The following is a 26662-nucleotide window of genomic DNA, read 5'->3' on the forward strand; positions in this document are numbered from 1 at the left end:
CCGCCTCGGGAATGCGGCTGTCAGACCGCGAGCTCGCCGCCCTCGGCCTCGTCACTCTCGGCTCCGGTCTGACCGACCTGGGCCCGCGCGGCACCCGTGACCGCACCGTCCATCGCTGAGCCGGCCGACTCTGCGCCGGCTGACTCTGTACCGGCTGGACCTGCGCCGGCTGTACCGGCTGGGCCTGCGCCGTCCGATGCTGCGCCGCCGTCCGATGCGGCTGAGGCCCCAGCCTCGTCGTCCTCGGCGATCGCGAGCAGCTTGATCCCGCTGATCGCCACCTGGGACAGCGGCAGGTGGGCGGCCTCGACCGGGATGTGCACCGCCTCGGAGTCCAGGGCCACCTTCACGATCCGGAAGCCCGCCTGGCGCAAGGCGTCCTGAAGGCCGTCGGCGGTGATGCCGTTCAGCGTCCGGTACACCTCGAGCATCTCCGAAGCCATGTCCTGCGAGCCGGTGGAACGCACCCGGCGCAGGATCTCGGCGTTGTCATAGCGGTACTGCGCGAAGCCCTCGGGGAACCAGTCCACCAGGTGGGTGCCGTGCGCGGAGTCGTAGAAGGGCCACAGCTGGATGAACAGCACCCCCATCGGACGCAGGATTCGGCGGATCTCACGCAGCACCGCGACCGGGTCGTCGATGTGCTCGAAGGCCGACCAGCTGATCACGTAGTCGAAGCTGTCGTCCTCGGCAGGCAGCCGGGTGGTCTCACTGGTCGAGAAGTACAGGTTCGGCGGCAGCGTCTCGATGCCGGCGTGCTGGGCCGCCCGACGCTGCAGCAGGTCGACGTCGTTGTCCAGGATGTCGAAGCCGACCAGCTGCTCAGGCTTGGCCCGCACCGCCACGCCGAGGTCGATGATGCCGTCGCCACAGCCGACGTCGGCGATCCGCTTGTCCTCGAGAGAGATGCCGTCACCGGCGAAGAAGTCCACGATCGCGCCGGCCGCGTCGACGAAGTGGGCACGCCACCACACCTCGGGATCGACCGACTTGGAGAAATGGTCACAGCCGCTGGGGGGCGGCGGGGCGTCGATCGCGGATTCTGACATCGGTTAGCGCAATCCTCCTGAAACAGCGGCCACCGCGCCGCTGGGGCGCCGTCGACGGGGCCGCGACCGTGCCGGACGGGGATAGGTCCCGACCGGAGTACCCGGTAGAGACTACGGCAGAGGCGGTGTCACTGATCTCGGTCTGCCACCTGCAGCCGCTCCAGCCGGTCGTCCAGCCGGCGGAGCGCGCCACGGCTGATCCGCAGCGCTGCGTGCCTGACCCGCGCCGTGGTACCGGCGGCTGCCGGGGCGGGTTGCGCGGCCGCCTCGGGTTGTGGCTCGGACGTCGCGTCGGGGCCTGGCCCGTCCTTGACCGCGAGCAGCTTGATGCCGCTGATACCGATGCGCGAGGGCGGGATGTCGGCGGCCTCGCTCGGGATGTGCGCCCCGTCGGCCTGCAGCTCCAGCTTGACGACCCGGAAGCCGGCCTTGCGCAGGGCGGCGTGCAGGCCGTCGGCGGTGATCCGGTTCAGAGTGCGGTAGGCCTCGTACATGCCGGCCACGGCGTCCTGGTTGCCGGTCGCCCGCATCCGCCGCAGGATCTCATCGTCGTCGTAGTGGAACTGTGCGAAGCCCTCGGGGAACCAATCCACCAGGTGGGTGCCGTGCGCGGAGTCGTAGAAGGGCCACAGCTGGATGAACAGCACGCCCTCGTCCGTCAGGATCCGGCGGATGTCGCGCAGCACCGGCACCGGGTCGAGGATGTGCTCGAACGCCGACCAGCTCAGCACGTAGTCGAATGAGCCGTCGGGGGCAGGCAGCCCGGTCTCGCCACAGGTCACGAAGCTGAGGTTGTCCGGCAGCTCCTGGACATCGCAGGCCGCGGCCTGCTCGCTCAGCGCCGCCGTGTCGGTGGGAACGACGTCGAAGCCGACGAGGCCGGCCGGCTTCGCGCGCACGGCCAGACCCAGGTCGGTGATGCCGTCGCCGCAGCCGACATCGGCTACCCGCTTGCCTTCAAGCGAGATGCCGTCACCACCGAGGAAGTCGATGACCTCGCCGGCTGCCTGCTCGAAGTGCGAGCGGAACCACACCGTCCCGTCCGCGGAGCCCGAGTAGTGACCGCTGGACACAGGCTCTGTGCTGGACTGCATCGAAACGGCTTCAGAGGCGGACAACGGAGCTCCTTCATGCGGTGGCGGGGTATGCGGTGCCGGTGCGGTAGTTGGCTATACCTTAGACAGCTATTCCGTGCGGTCAGCCGGCGGACGCGGGGTTCCCTGGGCAATGCATACTGGCCGGGTGGCGAGCGCGACGAACGGTTGGACCGAGCGTCCGACGCCGCGGCAGAGTGGCCGTCAGTGGTGGCTGCTGGACCGGCTCGCGCTGGCTCTGGCCGGGCTGCAGGCCCTCGCGCTGTTCGCCTTCATCCGGGTCGGTGGCTGGTTCCAGGACGACTTCCAGAACCTCGAGATCGCCCAGCACTCGCAGCTGACCCGGAGCTACCTGACGTTGACCGTGTTCGGGCATCCGCAGCCCGGAAACCGGCTGATCAACTGGATCCTGATCAGGGTCGCGCCGATGAACTACCAGGTGGTCGCCGCGCTGCTGGCCATCGCCGTCGCGTTCGCCGCCTGGATGGTCTATCGCATCCTGCGGCTGCTGTTTCCGGCGAGCCCGCTGCACCTGGTGCTGATGTCGATGACCGGTGCCACCGCCCTGTGGCTGCCCACCGAGATGTGGTGGGCAGGCGGCTCCGGGGTGACGGCGTGCGTGCTCGGCGGTGTCCTGAGCACCCACGCGACGGTGCGGTGCTACCTGGCCCGCGGTGTGGCAGCGCGGATCGGCTGGGGGCTTCTGGCTGGTTGCTGGCTGCTGGCGGGGCTGGCCTGCTACGAGCGGACGCTGTTCGGCGGCGTGTTCGCCGCGGCATTCCTGCCGATGGCGGTGTGCCGCCGGATCCGCGTCCGGGACGTGGCGCTGGTGCTGCGCCGGGCCTGGATCGCCTACCTCGCGCTGGCCGTGGTAGGCGCCGGCTACCTGACGTACTACCTCAGCGGCTCGTTCGTCCAGCAGGTGCCCGGCTACACCAGGACGGAAGTCGCGCACTACCTCTGGATCGCGTGGAGCCGCGCCCTGGTTCCCGGCCTGTTCGGCGGTCCGATCGGCTTCACCGCGGTGGGGCCGCTGTCCGCGGCCGGAACGCCGCTGTGGTGGCTGGTGCTCACGGAACTCGCGATGCTTGCCGTGGCGGTGCTCGGACTGCGCCGGCTGGGCCGGCGGTCCCTGCGCGGCTGGGTGCTGTTCCTGCCGATCTTCGTCGTTGCGCAGTACTCCATCGCGACCGCTCGGCTGGTGACGCACGGGGTGCGGATCGGCACCGAGTACCGCTACATCTCGGACATGGCGCCGCTGGCGGTGATGGCGCTGGCCGTCGTGCTGCTGCGTCCGGTGCCCGGCCGGGAGGGCCCGATCCCTCCGGCGAGCACTATCCCTGTCGGCACCGTACCGGCGAGCACTATCCCGGCCGGCACCGTACCGGCGGCGCGCAGGCAGTACGCCCTGGCCGGGACCGCCGTGCTCGTCATCTGGGCGGTGTTCCTGACCTCCGCGGTGCCGGCGTCGCGGCGATGGCACACCGAGCCCGGTCGTGCCTACGTCGCCAACCTGCGCGAGGGCATCGCGGCCGCGGACCGCAAGGGTCCCTGGAGCCTGTACACCCGGTTCGTTCCGGAGGAGGTCTCGCTCGCGGCCTACGGCCAGTACAGCACCACGCCGGTGGTGGCGGCACTCGTCAGCGACGGGCCGGTCCGGACCGACGATCCCCGCTATCCGATGTACACCGTCGACGACACCGGTCACCTGCTGCCCGCCGTGTTCCAGACCACCCGCCGGGCGACCTTCGCGTGCAGCACCCGCGCCAAGCAGCAGCTGATCGCCCAGTTGCCGAAGCGGCTGCCCGTGGACTCGTGGACGCTGTCGCTGCGGTACTCGGTCGCCGAGCCCGTGACGCTGCGGTTCGCGATGAGCGACGGCACCCGCTTCATCGAAGCTACCGGCTCGTTCCGCGGCTTCCCGGTGTCCGGCCGGGGCCAACTGACGATGCTGCTCCGGCCCAGCGCCATCACGAGCCTGCGCCTGGACGCCGCTGTGGCGGGGATCTGCCTGTCCGACGTACGGATCGGCCGGCCGATCCCCACGAGCTGACCGGGCGGGTTACTTGGTGACAGTCGGAAGGGCGGTGGCCGGCAGCGTGAACAGGCCGTCGTCGAAGCCGAGTACGAGCGTGACGGTCGATTCGCTGGACGGCGTGACGGCCTGGAAGCCGGTGTCGTCGGGGTAGGTGCTGTACAGCATGGGCACATCGGTCCTGAGCATCAGGCCGGCGCCGCCGCCGACGATCTTGCCGGTGCTGTCGATGATCGCGACGCACTTCAGCTTGTGCCCGGCCCGGTAGATCCAGCCATCGATCTCACGCGTGCCGCCCACCAGCTGGTTCTTGTCGACCTTGCCCGCGCCGGGGAACTGCGCGGCGGGCAACTGTCCCAGCGTCGCCGGGTTGAGCGTGGCATCGGGCTTGAGACCGCAGCCAAGGGTGTAGTTGCCGACGAACGGGTAGCTGTGCAATGCCTTCAGCCGCGGGATCTGCGCCGCCGGCGTCTGCATGCGCACGACGAACGGATCGGTCGCATCGAACCGGACGCCGGCCGCCATCGCGTTCTGCAGCGGGCTCTCGGCGATGGTGGCTGCGTACAGGGCCGGGCTGGCGCCCCAGAACACGGCGATGGCTGCCACGGCGGCTCCGGCCCGCACGATGAGCTCACGCTGCACCCGGGCCAGCCGGACACCGACGACCAGCACCGAGATCCAGAACAGCGCCGACAGCGACACGTAGCGAGCCTGGGCCCCGTCACCGGTGAACACCTCGCTGCGGCCGAGCGAGATCAGCACCGACGCACCGATCGAGTACACCGCGACCCCCCAGATCCCGATGAGGTCGGCGTACTCCTCCTGATTCTGCCAGTACGTTCCGAACCCCACGCCCAGGACGAGCAACCCCGCGGCACCGGCGACGAGGCCGATCGAGCCGCCGGTGGGGTCCCACAGCGTCGAGAGGTTGGTGAGGAACGTCTGCAGCAGCAGGCCCGGGTCGTGACCCACCGGCTGGCCAGTGGCCGTGCCGTTGGCGGTGAGCTTGTAGAAGATCAGCGTGCCGAACAGCAGACCGGTGGGCAGCGCCCACCGCCACCAGCGGTCGCGGCGCAGCACCGCGACGGCGATGATCGCGACCGGGGCGGCGAAGCCCGTTCCGTAGGTGAGGATCGACAGCGCCGCGGCGACGAGGGCGAGCGCGGTGCGCTGCCGCCGGGCCAGCAGCACAGCGAGCAGCGCGAAGACGTTGGCGGTCAGCCAGGCGGTGCCGCTCATGCCCTTGACGAAGTTCCACGCGCCGGTCGGGCAGAACATGATGGCGCTGGCCGCGAGCACGACCAGGCCCTGGGTGAGCGAGGACCAGCGGCCGGGCAGCAGCCGCCAGACGATCACCAGCGACGCCACCGCGGCGAGGATGGAGAAGTAGCCGAGCTCGTGGTTGCTGCCGGTCAGGAACTTCGCGTCGACGTAGTAGACGATCTGGGTGATGACGAACGGGTGCTCGTTCTGGTAGCTGAAGAACCCGCGGGGGTGGATGCTGCCGTCCGGGTTGGTGAACCGGAGCAGCGAGCTCCAGTAGTCCAGGTACTGCATCTGGGTCGTCTGGTGAACCCGTCGCGCCATGATCAGAGCCGGCACCAGTGCCGCCAGGAACGCGTAAAGCGCCGGATTGCGCCAGAAGTGCCGGTCGAAACGGCGGGTTTCGCCCGGCTCGGTGGCTGTCGCGCCTGCGGGCGAGCTGCCAGCGGGGGGTCTGCCGCCGGAGGCACTGTCGATGGCAGCGGCCGTCATACCGAGTCGACCCTGGGCGTCACCAGGGTCGGGTCCGACGCGTGCACAGATACCGGCGCGGCCGAGCTTCCATGCTGCTGGCCGTCGAAACGGCTGATGGCGCGCTGATCGAAGACATTCTGTTCGATCCCGCCGTGCGAGTCGATCCCGCCGCGCGAGCCGCCGGCGCGGCTGAGGATCGGGACTGAGGTGTCCAGATGGCGGTCCGTCCGGTGGATGATCAGCTCCGCGAGCAGGCCCATGCCGATGAGCTGTACCGCGAGCATCTCGAGCAGGACGCCGAGCTGCAGCAGCGGGCGGGTGCCGATGCCGTGCGAGGTGAAGATCCAGACCGCGAGCAGGTACGTCAGGATGGCCGAGCCGATCACGCCGAACATCAGGCCGAGGCCACCGAGCAGGTGCGACGGACGGCGGCCGTAGCGGGTGATCGAGACGACCGTCAGCAGGTCGAGCGCGCCGCGCGCGTAGCGCTCCAGGCCGTACTTGGAGACGCCGTGCAGCCGCGGCCGGTGGTTGACCGGGATCTCGGTGACCCGGAAGCCGTTGGCGTGCGCGAGCGCCGGGACGTAGCGGTGCAGCTCGCCGTACAGCGGAACGACGTCGTAGATCTCTTTCTTCGCCACCCGCAGCCCACTGTTGTGGTCGTTGAGCTTGAGACCGGTGACGACGCCGGTGGCCCGGTTGAACAGCTTGGACGGCAGCCGCTTGCCGATCGGGTCCTTGCGGTCGCGCTTGTAGCCGGTCACCAGGTCATAGCCGCTCTCGAGCTGCGCCAGCATCCGTGGCAGCTCGTGCGGGTCGTCCTGCATGTCGGCGTCCATCGTGATGACGATGCGGCCCCGGGCCTCGGCGAAGCCCGCTGCCAGCGCGTCCGCCTTGCCGAAGTTGCTCCGGAACCGGATGGCGCGGACCCGGTCGTTGACGGCGCAGACGGCCTCGATGGAGTCCCAGGTCCCGTCGGTGCTGCCATCGTCGATGAAGATGATCTCGTAGCTGAACTCGGGCCGGGCCCGCAGTGCCTCCACGATCTCGTCGACCAGCGGGGCGATGGTCTTGGCCTCGTCCTTGGCGGGGATGACCACCGAGACGTCCACTGACGATGGACGGGTGCTTGTCACGATGTGCTCCGTTCGGGGCTGAAGGTTCCCTGAGGATGATACCGGCGCCGGACGGTATCGGTCGGATCGGCGGGGCTGGCTGCCGGATGTCGGGTCATCAAAGCGCCGGGGCCGTCAGGATGGAGGTCTGGTCCGGGTACGGCAGGGTCGGCGTCAACCCGCCCAACCGGCGCTCGGGGAGGCCCGAGGCGGCGATGGCTTCGCGGTAGCGGCGGCGGCGGGTGTTGTCGAACACGATGATCCCGCCCTCTTCGAGGCGGCCCCGGGCCTTGCGCAGGCAGGCCTCGCGCGCTCGGCCGTCGATCACGATGAGCGAGAACTGGCCGGGCACGTCGTCGATGCTCGCGACGTAGCCGGCGAAGTCCAGGCCGGCGTTGCCTTCTTTGCGGGAGCCGATCGCCGGGTTGGTGCTCCGCACCGGCTCGACGATGCGGAAGTCGATGTTGGGATGCGCGGCGAACGAGGCGGCGATGTGCTCACCGAACTCGCGGTGATGCTCGACCGAGTGCACCTCCTCGGCACGCCGGGCCAGCCACAGGGTGCTCGCGCCGGAGCCGTACTCGAAGACCCGGATGGGCTTCGGATGGGCGGCCAGCCAGGCGTCGACCACGTCGATCGCCCGGTAGGTCCACCACGGCACGTCAAGCTTGGCGATCGCCACCGAGTCGTAGGCGCGGGTCAGGCTGTACAGCCAGTGCTTGACGCGGCGGTCACGCTCCGGTGCCTGCTCGTTCAGCACGCCCACCTTGGTCAGCGCGCCACCGGTGCCACGCGCACCAGCGGCGTACAGGCCCTTGACCCGCAACAACGCGTTCGGTCTATCCATGGAAAGAACTCCTGTTCCCGTCGAGCAGCGATTGCTCAGAGCACCGGTTGGACCATCGGGGTTGCGGCGGACCGCCTCGCCAGCCAGAGGCCGATCACGCCGCCGGCGGCGTCCACCACGATGAACAGCAACCGGGCGATGGCCGCGACCGCGACGGCCGGGCCAGTGTCCAAGCCGCTGATGGCAACGAAGATCAGTTCACGCAGACCCGCACCGGCAGGTACCGGGATCGCCAGGAAACCGATGATCCAGGCCGCCACGGCTGCGAAGGCTACCCGAGCGGGCTGTTCGGAATAGCCGAGCGCGGCGGTCACGCCGACCGAGGTCGCGCCGACGAGCAGCCACGTCGCGACCGACCAGGCGGTGAGCCCCATCATGGTCGACCAGGAGCGGGCCTGGATGGCGACGCGGCCCCGGGTCAGTTTCGCGCCGAGGGCCAGCACCTTGCCGAGCACCGCCGGGTGCAGCGCGCCGATGCCGATCGGGATGAACGCCAGCATCAGCCAGCCCCAGCTGAGGCCGTCGCCGTCCAGCGCGACGAAGGGGGCCAGCAGGCCGCAGACGAACGCCGCCGCCACGCACATCGCGGCGTAGGAGATCAGCGTGGTGAGGTAGCCGGTGCCGCGCGCGATGCCGGCCCTGGACGCCAGCTCACCGCGTCCGAGAACGGGCCAGACACCGCCGGGGACGTACTTGCCCAGCTCGCCGCCGAAGTACCAGGCGACCGCGTCCTGGAGCCGGGCCGGCGCGCCGAAGACATGCAGGCAGCGCCACCAGAGCAGCCCCAGTCCGGACATCGCCGCGCCCGCGCAGAGCAGCGAGACGAGTAGCAGGCCGGGGTTGGCGGTGGTGATGGAGTGCCGGATGGAGCTCCACTCACGGATCAGGGTCACCGCGCACAGGGCGACGGCGAGGACGGCGATCAGGACGCCGCCCAACTTCAGCAGGCGGCCCGCGCTCAGACCACTGCGAGAGCCAGCCGGGCTACCGGGAGAGCCAGCGGCCTCGGACCGGGGCTGATCGAGCCCGGCCGTTCCAGGCTGCTGGTTCTCCGATGCTGGCACGGGGGCTTAGCTTAATGCGTCCGGAGCGCTTACCCTGCCTGCCACACCGGGCTCCGACGGTGGCCTGACCCGGGGCGGAGCCGGGGCAGGTGTCGCAGCAACTCGTCCGCGGCCGCGTTCGATACGATCGCGGTTCATCCCCCACCCGTCTGGAGCCATGCCGTGCCGCGCTTGCTCGTCGACGCGACGGCCATTCCAGCCGATCTGCGCGGGGTCGGCCGCTACCTCGACCGGCTGGTTCCGGCGCTCGTCCGGGCCGGCGTCGACGTCACCGCGGTCGCGCAGCAACGTGACCGGTCGCACTTCGAATCCCTGGGCGCGCGGTGCGTACCCGGCGTCTCGGTGCCCGAGGGCCGCCCGGCGCGGCTGGCCTGGGAGCAGTACGCCCTGCCCTCGATCGTGGCCCGGGTGGCACCGGACGTGCTGCACTCGCCGCACTACACCCATCCGCTCCGCTGGCGCGGGCCGCTGGTCGTCACCGTCCACGACGCCACGTTCTTCTCCAATCCGGAGTGGCACACCCGCGCGAAGGCCCCGTTCTTCCGGGCCGCCACCAGGCTAGCGCTGCGCCGGGCCGACGTCTGCGTCGTCGCCTCGCAGGCCACCGCGGATGAGCTGACCAGCCGGCTCGGTACGGCACCGGAGCGGTTGCAGGTCGCCCACCTGGGCGTGGACACCGAGCTGTTCCACCCGCAACCGGCCGACGTGCGGCAGCGGGTGCGGGCCTCGATCGGCCTCGCCCCGGACGAGGAGTTCGTGGCGTTCCTCGGCACCCTGGAGCCGCGCAAGAACGTGCCGGCGTTAATCCGGGGCTGGGTCGCCGCCTGCGAGGGCCGCCGGAATCCGCCGACCCTGGTGCTGGCCGGCGGTGCGGGCTGGGACACCGAACTCGACGCCGCGGTGGCCGCGGTGCCGGCCGGGCTGCGGCTGCTGCGCGCGGGCTACGTGCCGCTGGAAGACCTGCCGGGCCTGCTGTCCGCGGCCACGGTCGTCAGCTACCCCAGCCTGGGCGAGGGCTTCGGCCTGCCGGTGCTGGAAGCGATGGCGTGCGGCGCCGCGGTGCTGACGACCCGGCGGTTGTCACTGCCCGAGGTCGGCGGCGATGCGGTGGCCTACACCGAGCCTGACGACGCCGCCATCGGCCAGGCGCTGAGCCGGTTGCTGGACCAGCCGGAGCTACGGGCGCAACTGAGCCGAGCCGGGCACGCCCGAGCCGCCGGTTTCACCTGGGCCGCCTGTGCCCGGGCGCACCTCCGCGCGTACGAGACCGCGATCCGGCGGCGCTCGCGTTGACCGCTGTGCAGCGGGACCTCGGGACCGTGGCCGTCGTCGCCGTCACGTTCTCACCGGGCAGCTCACTCGACTCGTTCCTGGACAGCCTCGCCGGCGCCACCACCCGGCCGGTCGACGTGGTGCTCGCCGACAACGGCTCCACCGACGGATCGCCGGAACGGGCGGCGACGCGGCAGGGCGTCCGGCTGCTTGCCACCGGTGGCAACCTGGGCTACGGCCGGGCGGCGAATGCCGGAGTGGCAGCAACGGATGCCGAGTGGGTGGTGGTGGCCAATCCGGACGTCGTCTGGACGGCCGGCTCGCTCGATCAACTGCTCGCGGCGGTGCAACGGTGGCCCCGGGCCGGTGCGCTCGGGCCGCTGATCCGGACGGCCGATGGTGCGGTCTACCCCTCGGCGCGAGCGCAGCCGTCACTGGGACGCGGCGTCGGCCATGCCCTGCTCGCGCGCTGGTGGCCGCACAACCCGTGGTCCGCGGCGTACCGGCAAGAGCGGGCGAGCCTGGCCGAGCGCACCGCGGGGTGGCTCTCGGGTGCCTGTCTGCTGCTGCGGCGCGAGGCATTCGAATCCGTGGGCGGCTTCGACCCGTCCTACTTCATGTACTTCGAGGACGTCGACCTCGGCGCCCGGCTGGCCACGGCCGGCTGGCTGAACGTGTACGTGCCCACGGCCGAGGTGATCCACGCCGGTTCGCACGCCACCTCCCGGCACGCCGCGGCGATGATCTCCGAGCACCACCGCAGCGCCTGGCGTTTCCTGAGCCGGCGTTACCGGGGTTGGCGCTGGCTGCCGGTGCGGGTCATGCTGCGGGTCGGACTGAAAGCGCGCGAGTTGGTCGCCCTGCGATCGGGTCGGACGGACAGCCCGGTGGTACCGCAGGTGCCCACCGACCAGCTGCAACGAGGGGAGTCTGCGTGAGTGAGCAAGTCGATGCGATCGTGCTGGTCGGCGGTAGGGGCACCCGACTGCGCCCGCTGACGCTGTCGGCGCCCAAGCCGATGCTGCCGACCGCCGGTGTGCCGTTCCTGACGCACCTGCTGTCGCGGATCCGCGCGGCCGGGATCAGCCACGTCATCCTCGGCACGAGCTACCAGGCCGAGGTCTTCTCCGCGCACTTCGGGGACGGCGCGTCGCTCGGCCTGGAGCTGGAGTACGTCGTCGAGAGCGAGCCGCTGGGGACCGGCGGGGCGATCGGCAACGTCGCGCACCTGCTGCGCGAGGACACCGCGATGATCTTCAACGGCGATATCCTCACCTGCTGCGACCTGGGCTCGCTGCTCCGGGCGCACCGCGACACCAGCGCCGACGTGACCCTGCACCTCACCAAGGTGAGTGACCCCCGGGCCTTCGGCTGCGTGCCGACCGATCCCGACGGGCGCGTCACGGCGTTCCTGGAGAAGGACCCCAACCCCGTCACGGACCAGATCAACGCCGGCACGTACGTGTTCTCCCGCGAGGTCGTCGAGGCGATTCCCACCGACCGACCGGTGTCGGTCGAGCGCGAGACGTTTCCGGGCCTGCTCGCCGACGGCGCCGTGGTGACCGGCTACATCGACTCCACCTATTGGCGCGACCTCGGAAAGCCCAGTGACTTCGTCGCGGGCTCTGCCGACCTGGTGCGCGGCATCGCCCCGACCGACGCGCTGCCCGGGCCGATCGGCGACTTCCTGGCGCTCGAGGGGGCCACCATCGCCGAGGGCGCGACCGTCACCGGCGGTGCCACCATCGGCCGGGACTGTGTCGTCGAGAGCGGCGCGGTGGTCGACGGCGCGGTGCTGTTCGACGGTGCCCGGGTCCGCTCCGGCGCGGTGGTGCGGGCCAGCATCGTCGGGCGGGACGCCGTCATCGGCAGCGGCACTACCCTGTGTGATGTGGTCATCGGTGACCGCTCGGTGATCGGCACCGGGATCGAGCTGCTGCACGGCGCCCGGGTCTGGCCCGACGTCACGCTGGCCGACGGCTCGATCCGGTTCTCCGCCGACGCCTGAGCGCCAGGCGGTTCATGGTCCAGCCGAGGGTGAGCGGCAGTTCGAGAGGAAGCGCCATGCCCGTCCGGGAGGCCCGCTGGCGGGCGTCGCGGCCGATCGACCTGGCCCGTACCCTCGCGCCGCTGTGTCACGGCCGTGGTGATCCGACCACCCGTTTCGCGGGCGCAGACTTCTGGTGGGCCTGCCGGACGGCCGACGGCCCGGGCACCGTCCGGGTGTCGGTCGTCGCGGACGAGGTGCGGTCCCAGGCCTGGGGACCGGGCGCGTCCCGGCTGCTCGACGCCGTGCCAGAGCTGGTCGGTGAGTCCGATGACTGGACCGAGCTCGACGTCAGCGGGCACCGGGTGCTGCGCGAGGTTCGCCACCGGCGCCCGGGCGTGCGGTTGCCGCGGACCGGCCGGATGCTGGACTCCCTCGTCCCGGCGATCCTGGAGCAGCGGGTCACCGGCCACGAAGCATTCCGGGCTTGGCGGCTGCTGGTCAGGACGTTCGGCGAGCGCGCGCCAGGACCGTCCGAGGCGGAGCTGTGGTTGCCGCCGGAGCCGGCCACGCTGCTCAGCGTGCCGAGCTGGGACTGGCACCGCTTCGGCGTGGACGGCCGGCGCTACCGCGCGGTGCGGGCGGCGGCGATGGTCGCCAACCGGCTGGAGGAATGCGTGCAGCTGTCGCCGGCGGCGGGCTTCGAGTCGGCGCGCCGTCGGTTGCAGGCTGTTCCGGGGGTGGGGGAGTGGACCGCGGCGGAGACGACGCTGCGGGCGCTCGGAGATCCGGACGCGGTCAGCGTGGGGGATTTCCACCTCAGCAACCGGGTCGGCTTCGCGCTGACCGGTGCCGCGCGGACGGACGACGCCACCATGCTGCGGCTGCTGGAGCCGTGGCGGGGCCAGCGCGCCCGGGTGATCCGGCTGATCCTGCTCAGCGGGCTGATGCCACCGAAGTTCGGGCCCCGGTTCAGCCCGAACGACATCTCCCGCATCTGAGGAGCCAACCGGGGGCGCCTCAGCCGAAGGCGTCGAGCACCGCGTCCGACAGCACGGGCCAGGCCTGCGCGGCCCAGTCGTCGAAGTCCCGGTCCGCCAGGGCCACCAGGCCGAGCCCCGCCTGTGGATCGATCCAGATCATGGTGCCGCTGCGGCCGAAGTGGCCGAACGTGGCGGCGGAGTTGCGGGGCGAGGTCCAGTGCGGGTTCTTCCCGCCGCGGAGCTCGAACCCCAGCCCCCAGTCGTTCGGGTCCTGACTGCCGTAGCCGGGCAGCACCCCGCGCAGGCCGGGGAAGGCCACCGTGGTCGCGGCCCGGACGGTGCTGGGGTGCAGCAGGCCGGTCGGGTTCAGCAGCTCCGAGAGCAGCGCCGCCAGATCGGTCACCGAGCCCCAGCCGTGGCTGGCCGGCGAGCCTTCCAGGCTGGCGGTGGACATGCCGAGCGGCCGGAACACCGCAGCGGCCAGGTAGTCGGCGAAGGCGATGTCGGTGGCGCCGGCGACGATTTCGCCTATCAGGTCGTACCCCGCATTGGAGTAGATCCGGCGGGTGCCCGGCGCGGCGGCCCGCTGCCGCCGGTCCGGCGCGATTCCGGAGGCGTGCGCGAGCAGGTGCGCCAGGGTGGCTCCGGGCAGCTCGGCGGCCAGGGCCGGGTCAGGTAGTGGCTGATCCAGGCTGACCGCTTCTTCCTCCACCGCGATCAGCGTGGCCAGGGCCGCGAGCGGCTTGGTGACCGAGGCCAGCCGGAACCGCAGTGCCACGTCGCCGGCCGTGGCGAGCACACCGTCCGGGCCGACCACCGCCGCGGCCGCGTTGGGAACCGGCCACGAGGACAGCCGATCGAGAGGGTTCATCGGCCCAACTCCGCCTGTCGCAGCGCGCTGGCCCGGACGGCGGCGGCGATCAGCCGGGGCAGCTCGGGCGCGATACCGGCCGGCAGGTCCTCGACTCCGAACCAGCGCAGGTCGTCGGACTCCGAGCTGATCACGGCCTCGGCACCCGCCGGGGCGCGGCCGACGAAGCGGACGTCGAAGTGCCGGGTCGGGATGCCCAGCGAGCAGGTGATCGCATGCACGTCCAGGTCGACCGGAACCGGGTTCAGCTCGATGCCGGCGATGCCGCTCTCTTCCAGGGCCTCCCGTGCGGCGGCCGCCAGCAGCGACGCGTCGTCGTCCTCGATGTGCCCGCCGAGCTGCAGCCAGGCGCCGACCCGGGGGTGCAGGGTCAGCAGTACCCGCGTCCCGTCGCTGTCGAGCAGTACGGTGCTGGCGGTGACGTGGCCCGGTGCGCTGGCCCGGCGGGTCGCGTCCGGACGGGCGGCCAGCAGGCCGTAGAAACCCTCGCGGATCGCCGACTGGCCGGTGTCGTCCGCCGGGTCCAGCCGCATCGAGGCCAGCGTGGCGAGCACGTCGGCGTGCAGCGCCGACACGTCGGGGGCGTCCGGGCTCGGGGCGCTCTGGGCGCGGCCCAGGGCAATCGCCTCGGCCGTCCCCATCCGGAACAGGTCGTCTGCCGAGCCCCGGATCAGGGCGGACGAGCCCTTGCCGTCGTCGTCGTGGGCATAGCCGCGGATCACGGCGACCGGCACGTCGCTGAGCTTGCCCTTCACCAGGTCACCGGCCGCGGCGAGCTCGTCGGCGACGGCGACCTCGGTGACCGACAGCTGGTTGCCGTGCTTGTCCCGGGCGCCCCGCTCGTCCAGCACCGCGCTGAGCCCGGCGGCGCCGATGGCGACGTCGGAGATCCCGTGCCGCCAGGGTCGCCCCATCGAGTCGGAGATGACCACGGCCACCGTGGTTCCGCACCGCTCGATGATGGCTTCGCGCAGCCGCCGGGCGGAGGCGTCCGGGTCCAGCGGCAGCAGGGCGATCTCGTTCCGGCTGACGTTCGAGGCGTCCACCCCGGCTGCGGCCAGCACCAGTCCGTGCCGGGTCTCGGCGATCCGCAGGGGGCCCCGGCGGGCGATGACCCGGACGCTCTCGTCGTCGATCGCGCGCTGCCGGATCGCTTCGCGCTCGATCGCGTCGCCGGTGGCCGGGATCAGCCGGCCCTCGACCTTGGACACGATCTTGGACGTGACCACCAGGACGTCGCCGTCGCGCAGCCAGGGGGCGCACCGCAGCAGCTCGCCGACCAGGTCGTCGCCGGGGCGCAGCTCGGCCATCCCGGGCACGGGCAGGATCTCGATGCCGGCTGGACGCTCCGGAACGGCAGGCTGCCAGCTCATGTCGCGTCCCGCTGTGCCGAGCCGGTGGCCCCGGCGATGCCTACCAGCGCTGCCGCGTCGCGCACCATGCCGGCGGTGACCTGGTCGCTGCTCATCAGCAGGTCCCGGGCACGCACCGCGATGCCGTCGAGTTCCGCGGTGTCACCGGGATGGATCAGCCAGCCGTCGAGGATGCCGTCCGCCGAGCGGGCGCCGTAGAAACCGCCCACCCCCGCCGCGGACGTCTCGACGCCGAGCACCGGCAGGCAGGCGTCCGCCATGCCGCGGACCGGCGCGTTGCCGATGATGGGGGACAGGCCGACGATGGGCGCGCTCGCGGACCGCAGCGCCTCTCGCATGCCGGGGACGTTCAGGATCGTGTTGATCGATACCACCGGGTTCGAGGGGGAAACCAGGATCAGGTCGGCACCGGAGATCGCGTCCAGCACACCGGCCGCGGGCGAGGCGGTGTCCAGGCCGACCTGGACGAACGCCAGCGCCGGGATGCCGGCGCGGTAGCGAACCCACCACTCCTGGAAGTGGATCGCGCGGCGCTTGCCGTCTTGCTCGATCACCACGTGGGTCTCGCACCGGTCATCGCTCATCGGCAGCAGCCGGATGCCGGTCTGCCAGCGCTGGCACAACGCGGCGGTGACGTCGGAGAGCGGATAGCCGTTCTCCAGCATCTGGGTACGGACCAGGTGGGTGGCGATATCGAGATCGCCGAGGCCGAACCAGGTCGGCTCGGCGCCGTACTCGGCGAGCTCGTCCTTGATCCGCCAGGTCTCACCGGCCCGGCCCCAGCCACGCTCGACGTCGACCGCGCCGGCCAGGGTGTACATGACGCTGTCGAGGTCCGGGCAGATCCGCAGGCCGTGCATGGTGACGTCGTCGCCGGTGTTCACGATCGCGGTCACCTCGTCGGCCCGGCCGTCGCTGGTGGCGAACCGCCGGACGCCCTGAAGAAATCTGGCGCCGCCGACGCCACCTGCCAACACCGTGATCTGCACTCTGGAAACCTATTCGATGAAGCCGGGAGCACCCCAGCCAGGCTGACCGCCGCTGCCACCGGCAGGTTCAGTAACGGCGGGTTCAGTAACGGTAACGGCTCAGAGGAAGGGGACGGGACGGGCCTTGCGCATCGCGACCAGCGCCGCCCTGGTCGAGGCGAGCACCGCCTCCTCGGCGGCGGGATCAGCACCGGAAGCGGCCAGCTGGGGTCGCAGCCAGGACTTGACCAACCGGCCCGCGGCCCGTGGCGCTGCTCGCCGGTCACCGACGCCATAACCCGCCGCGAGCACGGCGACGATCGTCAGTGACAGGTCTTCGGCGGGCTGCCGGCTGGCCAGCAGCTGGGCGATCCGTTGCTGTTCCACGACGGTGGCGCCCGCCGCGGTGTCGACGATCCGGCCGTTCTCGACCCGCCAGCGGCCGGCCGTGACCAGAGCGGCGGTGGCGGCCTCGCGGTCCGGGTCGACGTGGTTGAACCAGCGCTTCCAGGGGGTCGGCCGGCGCGCCACCACCGCCGCGTGGACCGCGTCCGGCAGCGGCTGTCCAATGGCACTCTCGCCGACGGGATGCGGAAAGCGGCCACCGATCAGCCTGCCGGACAGCGCCAGCTCGGCGAACAGCGCAGCGCGGACGGCGATGCCGACCTGGGTGTGGCGGCGGACCCGGCCGCGGACCGGGTCCAGCCCGAGCCGGCACACCAGCAGGGCAGCGGGCTCGGCGGGTTCGGTCATCGGCAGCGCGCCGGCGGAAAGATCCTCATGTCGGGGGCCAAGACTAGCCGGGGCAGCTGGGACCGGGCATCCTCGCCTTCCGGTCGGCGACCTCGCGCACCCGGCATCCTCGCGCCGCCTGGTTAGGCTTCAAGAGTGACTTCTTCGCAGCCAGCCGATTCCGCCATCCGCCGAGCCCTTCGCCGGGCACGCGACGGCGCCGCGCTCGATGTAACCGAGGCGGCGGTCCTGATGGCCGCCCGCGACGAGCAGCTGACCGAGCTCATGTCGATCGCCGCCGGGGTGCGCGATGCCGGCCTGACCGCAGCCGGGCGCCCGGGCGTGATCACCTACTCCCGCAAGGTCTTCATCCCGCTGACCCGGCTGTGCCGGGACCGCTGCCACTACTGCACCTTCGCCACGGTTCCGCACCGGCTCCCCTCGGCGTACCTCGAGATCGATGAGGTCATCGCGATAGCGGAGCAGGGCGCGGCGCTGGGCTGCAAGGAGGCCCTGTTCACCCTCGGGGACCGGCCGGAGGAGCGCTGGCCGCAGGCCCGAACCTGGCTGGAGGAACGCGGGTTCGACTCCACCCTGGACTACGTTCGTGCCGCGGCCATCGCCGTGCTGGAGCGGACCGGGCTGCTGCCGCACCTGAACCCGGGTGTGATGTCCTGGGCCGAGCTGCAGCGGCTGAAGCCGGTCGCGCCGAGCATGGGCATGATGCTCGAGACCACGGCCCGGCGGCTGTTCACCGAGCCCGGCGGTCCGCACTACGGCAGCCCCGACAAGGACCCCGAGATCCGGCTCCGGGTACTGACCGACGCCGGCCGGCTGAACATCCCGTTCACCACCGGCATCCTGGTCGGCATCGGCGAGACCCGGACGGAGCGGTCCGAGTCGCTGTTCGCGATCCGCGCGAGCGCTCGTGAGTTCGGTGCGGTGCAAGAGGTCATCGTCCAGAACTTCCGGGCCAAGGACGACACGGCGATGCGCAACGACCCCGACCTGGACGTGGATGAGTACCTGGCCACGCTGGCGGTGTCGCGGCTGGTGTTCGGGCCGAAGCTCCGGCTGCAGGCGCCACCCAACCTGGTGGACCTCACCGAGTGCCTGCTGCTGATCGACGCCGGTGTGGACGACCTCGGCGGCATCTCTCCCCTCACCCCCGACCACGTCAACCCCGAGCGTCCCTGGCCCGAGCTGGACAAGCTCACCGATCTGCTGGACGGCCGTGGCCTCACGCTGACCGAGCGGCTCACCGCCCAGCCGCCCTACGTCCAGGCAGCGGCGCCGTGGCTCGATCCGCGGATCGTCCCGCACGTCCGCGCGCTGGCGGACCCGGCGACCGGTCTGGCGGCGCGGCGTCCCGACGGCGGGGTGCTCTCGCCGGTCGGGCGGCCGTGGCAGGAGCCCGACAGCGAGTGGGAATCCACCGGCCGGGTCGACCTGCACGCCTCCGTCGACACCGAGGGCCGGACGGCGGATCGTCGCAGCGACTTCAGCGAGGTGTACGGCGACTGGAACGCGCTGCGGGAGCGGGTGTTCTCACCGGGTTCCACCGCGCTGGACTCCGACGTCGCCGCCGCGTTGCGGGCCGCCGAGCGCGATCCGTCCGGGCTGAGCGACGATGAGGCGCTGACCCTGATGCAGGCCGACGGCGCGGGCCTGGACGCCGTCGCCGCGCTGGCCGACGACCTGCGCCGGGATGCGGTGGGCGACGAGATCACCTACATCGTCAACCGCAATATCAACTTCACCAACGTCTGTTACACCGGCTGTCGGTTCTGCGCCTTCGCCCAGCGTGCCAGCGACGCGGACGCGTACACGCTCTCGACCGACGAGATCGAGCAGCGGGTGCACGAAGCGCATGTCGACGGCGCGACCGAGATCTGCATGCAGGGCGGCATCGACCCGAAGCTGCCGGCCAGCGCCTACTTCGACCTCGCCAGGGCGGTGAAGCGTGCGGAGCCCGACATGCATCTGCATGCCTTCTCGCCGATGGAGGTGGTCAACGGGGCCTCGCGGGCCAACCTGTCCATCGAGGAGTTCCTGATCGCCGCCAAGGAGGCGGGCGTCGACTCGCTGCCCGGCACCGCCGCCGAGATTCTCGACGACGAGGTCCGCTGGGTCCTCACCAAGGGCAAGCTGCCCACCTCGGCCTGGATCGAGGTGATCACCACCGCGCACCGGGTCGGCCTGCCGACCACGAGCACGATGATGTTCGGTCACGTCGACCACCCCCGGCACTGGGTGGCCCATCTGCGGCTGCTGGGACGGCTGCAGGACGAGACCGGCGGATTCACCGAGTTCGTGCCGCTGCCCTTCGTCCACAACCAGTCACCGATCTACTTAGCTGGGTTAGCGCGGCCTGGCGCTTCTCAGCGTGAGGTCAAGGCGGTGCACGCGATGGCGCGGATCATGCTGCACACCAAGATCAAGAACATCCAGACCAGTTGGGTCAAGCTGGGGGAGGCCGGCGCCGCCGAGATGCTGCGCGGTGGCGCCAACGACGTGGGCGGAACCCTGATGGAAGAAACCATCTCGCGGATGGCAGGATCTGAGCACGGATCCCGGCGCTCCGCGACGGAGCTGGCGGCCCTGGCGACTCTGGCGGGACGGCCCGCACGCCAGCGCACCACGTCCTACGGGCGGATTCCGGCCTAGCGTCTCATCCCGCTCTGACGAATCTGAGCGAATACCAGGTCTCAGCTTGACGAACCGGTAACGACACGAGTGTAATTCCAGATGTGTCGTTCAGCTTATGCGGTCGTCACACCAGCCGATTGGCACACCGAGGCTCCACGCCCCGGTCGGCCAGCCAGTCTCAACCCGCAGTAGGAGATCACCGTGACGGAATCCACCGCCTACCTTGCTGACGCGGACCTGTCAGACATCTTCGGCCTGCCCGAGGAGCAGAACTGGCAGGAACGTGCGCTGTGCTCACAAACGGACCCCGAGGCGTTCTTCCCCGAGAAGGGCGGCTCGACCCGTGAGGCGAAGAAAATCTGTGTCGGCTGCGAGGTGCGCGGCGAATGCCTCGAATACGCCCTCGAGCACGACGAGCGCTTCGGCATCTGGGGCGGCCTCAGCGAGCGCGAGCGCCGTCGTGTGAAGCGCCGCGCCAGCTAGTCCCGATCGCTGACCGGCCGAACCAAGGCCGGTCGGCGCGGGCCCGGACCGCACGAACACCGGACGGGCGGGCTCAGTCCAGCGGTGGGTCGATCTCGTCGGGGGAACGACCCAGCAACCGCGCCATCTGCTCCACCACCACCTCATGCACCAGCTCCGCCAGCTCCTCCGGCTGCGCGGCCCGGCTCTCCAGCGGGCGGCGGTACAGCACGATCACGGGTGCCACGATCCCCGCGATCCCACTCCGGTACAACCGTGACAGCGGCACGGAATTGTCGTCCAGCACGTCGTCGTCGTACTCGAAGTCGCCGGTGCCGACGTGGCTCACCTCGGGCACATCCTCGACCGCGAACTCCACGTGCGACAACTGCTCGCCGAGCTGCGGCTGCAGGTGCTCCACCGCGTGCAACACCATGGCGTCGAAGGCGTCGCCGCGGCTGTGCGCGATCGGAACCGGCCGCGGCGCGAGCATTCCGCGCAGCCCTCGGCCGTGCCGGTCACGCCGGCGACCTGGCCGTCCGGCGGGGCCGTGAAACCCGGAGTCGCTCATAGTCCGGCGAGCCTAGTCCGCGACACGCTGGGGGTCGTTGCGAGGCTCGGGGCGGCGGGCGCGCTAGTGTCGGCCGTTGTGAGGCATGTCCGTCGATGTACGCGCACTGGTTGCGGCCAGGTTGCCGTTGCGACGCTGACCTATATCTATTCGGATTCCACCGCCGTCGTCGGACCGCTGGCCGCGTTCGCGGAGCCGCACTCCTATGACCTCTGCGAAGAGCACGCCGTCCGGCTGACCGTTCCCCGCGGGTGGGAGGTCGTCCGGCACGCCGGCGAGTTCCCGTCACCGATTCCGCACGCCGACGACCTCGAGGCGTTGGCCGACGCGGTGCGTGAGGCCGCCCGCGTCGACACGCCACGCGCCGAGCCGGCTCCGGACCAGGGCGGGCCCGGTTTGAGCGCTCGCCGCGGTCACCTACGCGTCGTACCGCCGCACGTCTGAGCCGGCTCTGGCCCGAGTCGGAGCAGGGAACCGCGGGCGGCTCGACTCGCCCGTCAGTGCCGCTGGGTAGGGTGATGAGGTTCGACGCAACCGGACGCTCGCCTCCCTACGACGCCCGCCCCAAGGAGACCCCTCCACCGTGATCAACCTTTCCGACATCGTGAAGGCCTACGACGTCCGTGGCACCGTGCCGGATCAGTTGAACACCGAGGTCGCCCGCGCGCTGGGCGCCGCATTCGTCGTGGTGACCGGGGCGACCCGGCTCGCGGCCGCGCACGACATGCGGACGTCGGGCCCCGAACTGCTCGCCGCGTTCGCCGAGGGTGCCACCAGTCAGGGCGCCGACGTGGTGAACGTCGGGCTGGCCTCGACCGACCTCCTCTATTTCGCGTCGGGGCACCTGGGGCTGCCCGGAGCGATGTTCACCGCCAGCCACAACCCCGCGCGCTACAACGGCATCAAACTGTGCCGGGCGGGTGCCGTGCCGATCGGGCGGGAATCCGGCCTGGTGGACGTCCGCGTCACCGCTCAGGGCTTCCTCGACAACGGCCTGCCCGCGCCGGTGGCCGACCCGGGTTCGGTCAGCGAACAACACCTGCTGGCCGAGTACGCGCGCTACCTGCGCCGGCTGGTCGACCTGTCCGGCATCCGGCCGCTGAAGGTCGCCGTGGACGCCGGCAACGGCATGGGCGGTTACACCGTTCCGGCCGTGCTCGGCGACGGCGAGCTGAGCGCCCTGCCGCTGGAGATCGTCCCGCTGTACTTCGAGCTGGACGGCAGCTTTCCCAATCACGAGGCCAACCCGCTGGAGCCCGCGAACCTGGTGGACCTGCAGCGCAAGGTCGTCGAGGTGGGCGCCGACATCGGGCTGGCCTTCGACGGCGACGCCGACCGCTGCTTCGTGGTGGACGGCGCGGGCAATGCCGTGTCGCCCAGCGCGGTCACCGCGCTCGTCGCCGTCCGGGAACTCGCGAAGGCGCCCGGCTCCGCGGTCATCCACAACCTGATCACCTCCAAGGCCGTTCCCGAAATCATCGCCGAGCACGGCGGCAGGCCGGTGCGGACCCGGGTCGGGCACTCCTACATCAAGGCCGAGATGGCCACCACTGACGCCGTCTTCGGTGGTGAGCACTCCGCGCACTACTACTTCCGCGACTTCTGGCGCGCCGATACCGGCATGCTCGCCGCCATGCACATGCTCGCCGCCCTGGGTGAGCAGGACGGCACCCTGACCGAGCTGACCGCGGAGTACGAGCGGTATGCCGCCTCCGGCGAGATCAACTCCACGGTGGACGACCAGGCCTCCCGGGTCGTCGCGGTGCGGCGCCGGTTCGCCGACCGCACCTCCGCTACGGACGCCCTGGACGGCCTGACCATCACCCTGCAGGACGGGTCGTGGCTCAACGTGCGGGCCTCGAACACCGAGCCCCTGCTGCGCTTGAATGTCGAGGCGAGCACCCCGGCCGCGATGGCGGCCATCCGCGACGAGGCACTCGCCGTGATCCGGTCCTAGGAGATATTCGATGTCGGTGTCCGCTGATCTGCTGTCCATCCTCGCCTGCCCCAGCCCCGACCACGCTCCGCTCCGGCTCGAGACCACCGGCGACGCCGAGGAGTTGGTCTGCTCGTCCTGCTTGAGCCGTTTCCCGGTGCGCGACGGCATTCCGGTGCTGCTCGCCGACGAGGCCGTCCCTGGTCCCAACGGCTTGGGTGTGGCCGCAGCTGCGGAGCCGGCCGGGTGACCGCCTTCCAACCGGAGCTGCTCGACAACGCCGACGCGCTGCTGGCTGCCGACCGCGGCGGGTTGCTGCGGGCGCTCGCCTTCGCCGGAGCTCAGGTGCGCCGGACGGTGGAGGTGGCCGGCGAGTTCGGCGTGGACCGGTTGCGCGGGTCGCAACCGCCCCGGGCCGTCCTGGTCGCGGCCGATGCCAGCGCTCCCTACCTCGCCGGCCTGCTCGGTGTCCTCGCCGCCGCCGGAGCCCCGGTGGTCGAGTGGCGCGACGCCGGGCTGCCGACGTGGGCGGGGCCGGCCGACGTGCTGCTGGTGGTCTCGGCCGAGGGCCGGCACCCCCGCCTGGCCGAACTGGTGTCCCAGGCCGATGGACGCGGCCTGACCCTGGCCGTCGCCGCTCCGGCCGGCTCGCCGGTGGCCTACGCCGCGGCCAGGCACCCGGTCGCCGACGTGAGCCACCTCGCCCAGGTGCCGCCCCGGGCGCTCTGGTGGGCACTGGCCACGCCGGCGCTGCTGGCCCTCGACGCGCTGGGGCTGACGAACAACAGGGCACTGCTGGGCGAGGTCGCCGACGCCCTGGACGCGGTCGCCGAGGCGGATCGCCCGGACTCCTCCAGCTATACCGGCCCCGCCAAGCTGCTCGCCGCCGACCTCGCCGAGTCCGTTCCGGTCATTGCCGGCATCGGCGCGGCTGCCACCGTCGCGGCGCACCGGTTCGCCGGATCGGTACAACTCATCGGCGGCTTCACGGCGGTGTCGGCGGCGCTGCCCGACGATGTCGCCCGGATCGGCGCGCTACTGGAGTTCGCCTCGTCCGAAGCTGACTTCTTCGCCGACCGGGTGTCCGAGGCGACAGCGCGTCCCCGGTTGGTGCTGATCGGCGACGACGACCGGTTCGGAAACGACCGGGACGCCGAGTGGGACGGCCTCGGTGAGGACGCCGGCCGACGTGCCGGGTCAGCTCTGGCGGGCTTGGCCTCGAGCCGGGGCATCGGCAACTCACGGGTGCTCGTTCCGGACGCGGCGCCGCTCGTCCGCTTCGCGGCGGCCACCGCCACCGGCGACTTCGCCGCCACCTATCTCGCACTCGCGCGCGGCGTCGACCCGTCCGCGCCTCGCCTGGGGGAGTTACCACATTGAGCGCGTCAGGTGGAGCCAAGGCCGTCCTTGCCGCGCTGACCGCCAACCTCGGCATCGCGGTCATCAAGTTCATCGCGTTCGTGCTGACCGGCTCGTCCTCGATGCTTGCCGAGGCGGTGCACTCGGTCGCCGACTCCGGCAATCAGCTGTTGCTGCTGGTAGGCGGTAAGCAGTCCAGGCGCCCGGCGAACGTCGAGCACCCGTTCGGCTACGGGCGGGACCGCTACGTCTACGGCTTCCTGGTGGCGCTCGTACTGTTCACCCTCGGCGGCCTGTTCGCACTCTACGAGGGCATCCACAAGATCACCGATCCGCATCATGTCGACTCCCCGCTGATCGCCATCGGCGTCCTGGTCGTGGCGATCGCCCTGGAGTCCTGGTCCTTCCGCACGGCGATCCACGAGTCGCGCTCGCTCAAGGGTGACGCGAGCTGGCCCCAGTTCATCAGGCGGGCGAAGGTACCGGAGCTGCCCGTAGTGCTGCTGGAGGACTTCGCCGCCCTGATCGGGCTGTCGCTGGCCCTGCTCGGGGTCGGCCTGAGCGCGATCTTCGACCAGCCGGTGTGGGACGGCATCGGCACCGCCGCGATCGGGGTGCTGCTCATCGGTGTCGCGGTGGTGCTGATCATCGAGACCAAGAGCCTGCTGCTCGGGGAGTCCGCCAGCCCCGCGGCGGTATCGCGCATCCAGGCCGCCCTGGTCGGCGCGCCCGGCTCCGGCGTGCTGCGGGTCATCCATCAGCGCACCATGCACCTGGGACCCGACGAGGTGCTGGTCGCCGCGAAGATCGCCATGAGCCCGCAGGCGTCCCTGGCCACCGCGGCTGCGGCCATCGACGCCGCCGAGGCCCGGGTTCGCGCGGCCGAACCGAGCGCGCGGGTGATCTACCTCGAACCCGACGTGGATCGAGGCAGTGACACGGAAGCTGCCATCCGGTGACGGGCGCGCTGACGGCCCCCCGCCTCATCGCACTGGACAATTCCATCCGCGAGTACGCCTGGGGCTCCATCGACGCCATCCCGCGCCTGCTCGGTATCGAGCCGACGGGACGTCCCGCCGCGGAGCTGTGGATCGGTGCGCATCCCGACGAGCCCTCGGTCTGGTCGGCACATCCGGACCGCCCCGGCCTGGACGAGGTGATCGCAACCGATCCCGAGCGGCTGCTCGGCGATGCCGGGATGACGGCCTTCGGCCCCCGGCTGCCGTTCCTGCTCAAGGTGCTGGCCGCGGACAAGGCGCTGTCACTGCAGGTGCATCCCACCGCCGAGCAGGCCAGGACCGGGTACGAGAGCGAGCGGGCGCCGGACTCCGGTCGCGACCCCACCGAGCGCAACTACTCCGATCCGAACCACAAACCCGAGTTGGCGTACGCGCTCACCGACTTCCAGGCGTTCTGCGGCTTCCGGCCGGCGCACCGGACGGCCGAGCTGTTCGCCGCCCTCGCTGTGCCGGAGCTGCAGCCGTACTGCTCGCTGCTCACCAGCGACGGCGGCCTGCGGGCGAGCTTCACGACGATGCTCACCCTGCCCGATGCTGCCCGCGGGCGGCTGGTCGAGGCGGCCATCGCCGGTTGCCGCGCCCTTGCCCTGGCTGGTGGGGAGTGGGCTCCGGCCGCCCAGGCGTCGGTGCTGGCGGCGGAGGACTTTCCGGGCGATGTCGGTGCGGTGCTCGCGTTGCTGCTCAACCACGTGCGGCTGGCTCCGGGCGAGGCGATCTTCCTCGGCGCCGGCAACGTGCATGCCTACCTGCGCGGCGTCTGCATCGAGGTGCTGGCCAGCAGCGACAACGTGCTGCGCTGCGGGCTCACGCCCAAGCGGATCGATATTCCGGAACTGCTGCGGGTCGCCGACTTCACCGCCTTGGCGGAGCCGCGCTGGCAGGCCGCCGAGCCGGTGCCGGGCACCCGGCGGTTCGAGGTGCCGGTGCCCGACTTCGCGCTGTCGGTGCTGGACCTCGATGCGGGCAGCGCCCCGCTGATCGGCACCGGGCCGCACCTGGTGCTGGGCACCGACGGCCCGGTGACGGTGACCTGCGCGGACGAGCGGCTGAGCCTGGGCCCGTGGTCCTCGGTGTTCGTGGCCGCGGGCGAGTGCCACAGCACGGTGACCGGATCGGGCACCGCCTACGTGGTGTCCACGAACCTGGACTGAGAGCAGAACAAAGGTGGCAGAGGCCTCACGAATCTGGACCCAAGCGCTTAAATCCGGCGGTCGTCAGTGGGCAGATATCTGACACAACTCTGGTAGAGTCTGGTTCGATGTGAGTGAGCATCGAGCGAGGTACGAACGAGGAGCGGAGCGAATGGCTGCATGAAGCCGATGACGATGCAGCAGGCTGCCGAGGCGACCGGATGGTCGCAACGGATGCTCCGCTATATCGAGCAAGCAGGCCTCGTCACCACACAGCGAACCCCGGGTGGTCATCGGCTTTACGGCGCCCGGCAGATAGACCGGCTGCGAACCTTGCGTCACCTGATCGAACAGCATGGCATCGGCCTGGCCGAGGTCGCGTTCGAGCTCCGGATGCGCACCGAAGAGG

24 protein-coding genes and 1 pseudogene are annotated in these 26662 nt (G+C 71.1%); 14 read left to right on the forward strand and 11 right to left on the reverse strand.

Annotated elements, in window-relative coordinates:
* Positions 1-20 precede the first annotated feature (20 nt).
* Together RM423_RS02960 and RM423_RS02965 are read right to left on the reverse strand one after the other, a co-directional pair.
* Complete coding sequence (locus RM423_RS02960; protein ID WP_311421506.1) at positions 21-1049, reverse strand: class I SAM-dependent methyltransferase; 1029 nt, start codon at positions 1047-1049, stop codon at positions 21-23.
* Between the two features lie 128 nt (positions 1050-1177).
* Positions 1178-2167, reverse strand: coding sequence for a class I SAM-dependent methyltransferase (locus RM423_RS02965; protein WP_311421507.1), 990 nt, complete (start codon positions 2165-2167; stop codon positions 1178-1180).
* A 124-nt stretch (positions 2168-2291) separates the two neighbouring features.
* On the opposite strand from RM423_RS02965, the gene RM423_RS02970 reads away from it, so the two are divergent.
* The gene (locus RM423_RS02970; protein ID WP_311421508.1) at positions 2292-4196 is read left to right on the forward strand and encodes a hypothetical protein; all 1905 of its coding nucleotides are present in this window, start codon (positions 2292-2294) and stop codon (positions 4194-4196) included.
* Positions 4197-4205: 9 nt separating this feature from the next.
* On the opposite strand, the gene RM423_RS02975 is transcribed toward RM423_RS02970, so the two are convergent.
* The 4 genes from RM423_RS02975 to RM423_RS02990 form a co-directional block, all read right to left on the reverse strand.
* Positions 4206-5933: a hypothetical protein gene (locus RM423_RS02975; protein ID WP_311421509.1), complete on the reverse strand. Its 1728-nt coding sequence runs from the start codon at positions 5931-5933 to the stop codon at positions 4206-4208.
* Positions 5930-7051, reverse strand: a complete 1122-nt coding sequence (locus RM423_RS02980) for a glycosyltransferase family 2 protein (RefSeq protein ID WP_311421510.1) — start codon at positions 7049-7051, stop codon at positions 5930-5932. The genes RM423_RS02975 and RM423_RS02980 overlap by 4 nt, the downstream gene beginning before the upstream one ends.
* Positions 7052-7148: 97 nt before the next feature.
* The gene (locus RM423_RS02985) at positions 7149-7877 is read right to left on the reverse strand and encodes a class I SAM-dependent methyltransferase (RefSeq protein ID WP_311421511.1); all 729 of its coding nucleotides are present in this window, start codon (positions 7875-7877) and stop codon (positions 7149-7151) included.
* A gap of 35 nt (positions 7878-7912) precedes the next feature.
* Positions 7913-8941 carry a lysylphosphatidylglycerol synthase domain-containing protein gene (locus RM423_RS02990; protein WP_311421512.1) on the reverse strand — a complete coding sequence of 343 codons (1029 nt, stop codon included), beginning with the start codon at positions 8939-8941 and terminating at the stop codon, positions 7913-7915.
* A 171-nt stretch (positions 8942-9112) separates the two neighbouring features.
* Between RM423_RS02990 and RM423_RS02995 the strand changes: the two genes are divergently transcribed.
* Genes RM423_RS02995 through RM423_RS03010 form a run of 4 tightly spaced genes read left to right on the forward strand, consistent with a single transcriptional unit; the run spans position 9113 to position 13201 of the window.
* On the forward strand, positions 9113-10234 hold the full coding sequence (locus tag RM423_RS02995) for a glycosyltransferase family 4 protein (protein ID WP_396327579.1): 1122 nt from the start codon (positions 9113-9115) through the stop codon (positions 10232-10234).
* A complete protein-coding gene (locus RM423_RS03000; RefSeq protein WP_396327572.1) occupies positions 10231-11151 on the forward strand; it encodes a glycosyltransferase family 2 protein in 921 nt (306 codons plus the stop codon). Before RM423_RS02995 ends, RM423_RS03000 begins: the two co-directional genes overlap by 4 nt.
* A complete protein-coding gene (locus RM423_RS03005; protein ID WP_311421514.1) occupies positions 11148-12221 on the forward strand; it encodes a mannose-1-phosphate guanylyltransferase in 1074 nt (357 codons plus the stop codon). The genes RM423_RS03000 and RM423_RS03005 overlap by 4 nt, the downstream gene beginning before the upstream one ends.
* Positions 12222-12277: 56 nt before the next feature.
* Positions 12278-13201 carry a DNA-3-methyladenine glycosylase family protein gene (locus tag RM423_RS03010; protein WP_311421515.1) on the forward strand — a complete coding sequence of 308 codons (924 nt, stop codon included), beginning with the start codon at positions 12278-12280 and terminating at the stop codon, positions 13199-13201.
* 19 nt (positions 13202-13220) lie between these two features.
* Here the strand turns inward: RM423_RS03010 and RM423_RS03015 are convergent, their stop codons facing one another.
* The 4 genes from RM423_RS03015 to RM423_RS03030 all read right to left on the reverse strand — a co-directional run bounded on the left by RM423_RS03015 (position 13221) and on the right by RM423_RS03030 (position 17148).
* A complete protein-coding gene (locus RM423_RS03015) occupies positions 13221-14054 on the reverse strand; it encodes a serine hydrolase domain-containing protein (RefSeq protein WP_311421516.1) in 834 nt (277 codons plus the stop codon).
* Positions 14051-15427: a coenzyme F420-0:L-glutamate ligase gene (locus RM423_RS03020; RefSeq protein ID WP_311421517.1), complete on the reverse strand. Its 1377-nt coding sequence runs from the start codon at positions 15425-15427 to the stop codon at positions 14051-14053. Before RM423_RS03020 ends, RM423_RS03015 begins: the two co-directional genes overlap by 4 nt.
* On the reverse strand, positions 15424-16416 hold the full coding sequence (gene cofD, locus RM423_RS03025; RefSeq protein WP_311421518.1) for a 2-phospho-L-lactate transferase: 993 nt from the start codon (positions 16414-16416) through the stop codon (positions 15424-15426). The genes RM423_RS03020 and cofD overlap by 4 nt, the downstream gene beginning before the upstream one ends.
* A gap of 99 nt (positions 16417-16515) precedes the next feature.
* A complete protein-coding gene (locus RM423_RS03030) occupies positions 16516-17148 on the reverse strand; it encodes a GPP34 family phosphoprotein (RefSeq protein WP_311421519.1) in 633 nt (210 codons plus the stop codon).
* A 135-nt stretch (positions 17149-17283) separates the two neighbouring features.
* Between RM423_RS03030 and RM423_RS03035 the strand changes: the two genes are divergently transcribed.
* Positions 17284-19794 (forward strand): bifunctional FO biosynthesis protein CofGH, encoded by a 2511-nt coding sequence (locus RM423_RS03035; protein ID WP_311421520.1) that lies wholly within the window; start codon positions 17284-17286, stop codon positions 19792-19794.
* Between the two features lie 219 nt (positions 19795-20013).
* Positions 20014-20259, forward strand: a complete 246-nt coding sequence (locus RM423_RS03040; protein ID WP_311421723.1) for a WhiB family transcriptional regulator — start codon at positions 20014-20016, stop codon at positions 20257-20259.
* A 73-nt stretch (positions 20260-20332) separates the two neighbouring features.
* Here the strand turns inward: RM423_RS03040 and RM423_RS03045 are convergent, their stop codons facing one another.
* The gene (locus tag RM423_RS03045) at positions 20333-20809 is read right to left on the reverse strand and encodes a metallopeptidase family protein (RefSeq protein WP_311421521.1); all 477 of its coding nucleotides are present in this window, start codon (positions 20807-20809) and stop codon (positions 20333-20335) included.
* A gap of 78 nt (positions 20810-20887) precedes the next feature.
* On the opposite strand from RM423_RS03045, the gene RM423_RS03050 reads away from it, so the two are divergent.
* The 7 genes and pseudogenes from RM423_RS03050 to RM423_RS03080 form a co-directional block, all read left to right on the forward strand.
* The gene (locus RM423_RS03050) at positions 20888-21253 is read left to right on the forward strand and encodes a DUF3499 domain-containing protein (protein WP_311421522.1); all 366 of its coding nucleotides are present in this window, start codon (positions 20888-20890) and stop codon (positions 21251-21253) included.
* A gap of 139 nt (positions 21254-21392) precedes the next feature.
* Positions 21393-22766 (forward strand): phosphomannomutase/phosphoglucomutase, encoded by a 1374-nt coding sequence (locus RM423_RS03055; protein ID WP_311421523.1) that lies wholly within the window; start codon positions 21393-21395, stop codon positions 22764-22766.
* A gap of 10 nt (positions 22767-22776) precedes the next feature.
* Positions 22777-22995, forward strand: coding sequence for a Trm112 family protein (locus RM423_RS03060; protein ID WP_311421524.1), 219 nt, complete (start codon positions 22777-22779; stop codon positions 22993-22995).
* Complete coding sequence (locus RM423_RS03065) at positions 22992-24125, forward strand: SIS domain-containing protein (protein ID WP_311421525.1); 1134 nt, start codon at positions 22992-22994, stop codon at positions 24123-24125. The genes RM423_RS03060 and RM423_RS03065 overlap by 4 nt, the downstream gene beginning before the upstream one ends.
* Complete coding sequence (locus tag RM423_RS03070; protein ID WP_311421526.1) at positions 24122-25063, forward strand: cation diffusion facilitator family transporter; 942 nt, start codon at positions 24122-24124, stop codon at positions 25061-25063. The genes RM423_RS03065 and RM423_RS03070 overlap by 4 nt, the downstream gene beginning before the upstream one ends.
* Positions 25060-26274 (forward strand): mannose-6-phosphate isomerase, class I, encoded by a 1215-nt coding sequence (gene manA, locus RM423_RS03075; protein ID WP_311421527.1) that lies wholly within the window; start codon positions 25060-25062, stop codon positions 26272-26274. The genes RM423_RS03070 and manA overlap by 4 nt, the downstream gene beginning before the upstream one ends.
* A gap of 174 nt (positions 26275-26448) precedes the next feature.
* A pseudogene (locus RM423_RS03080) lies at positions 26449-26622 on the forward strand (MerR family transcriptional regulator); the annotation flags it as partial.
* Positions 26623-26662 lie beyond the last annotated feature (40 nt).

Source organism: Jatrophihabitans lederbergiae (assembly GCF_031845305.1).
Lineage (GTDB): Bacteria > Actinomycetota > Actinomycetes > Mycobacteriales > Jatrophihabitantaceae > Jatrophihabitans_A > Jatrophihabitans_A lederbergiae.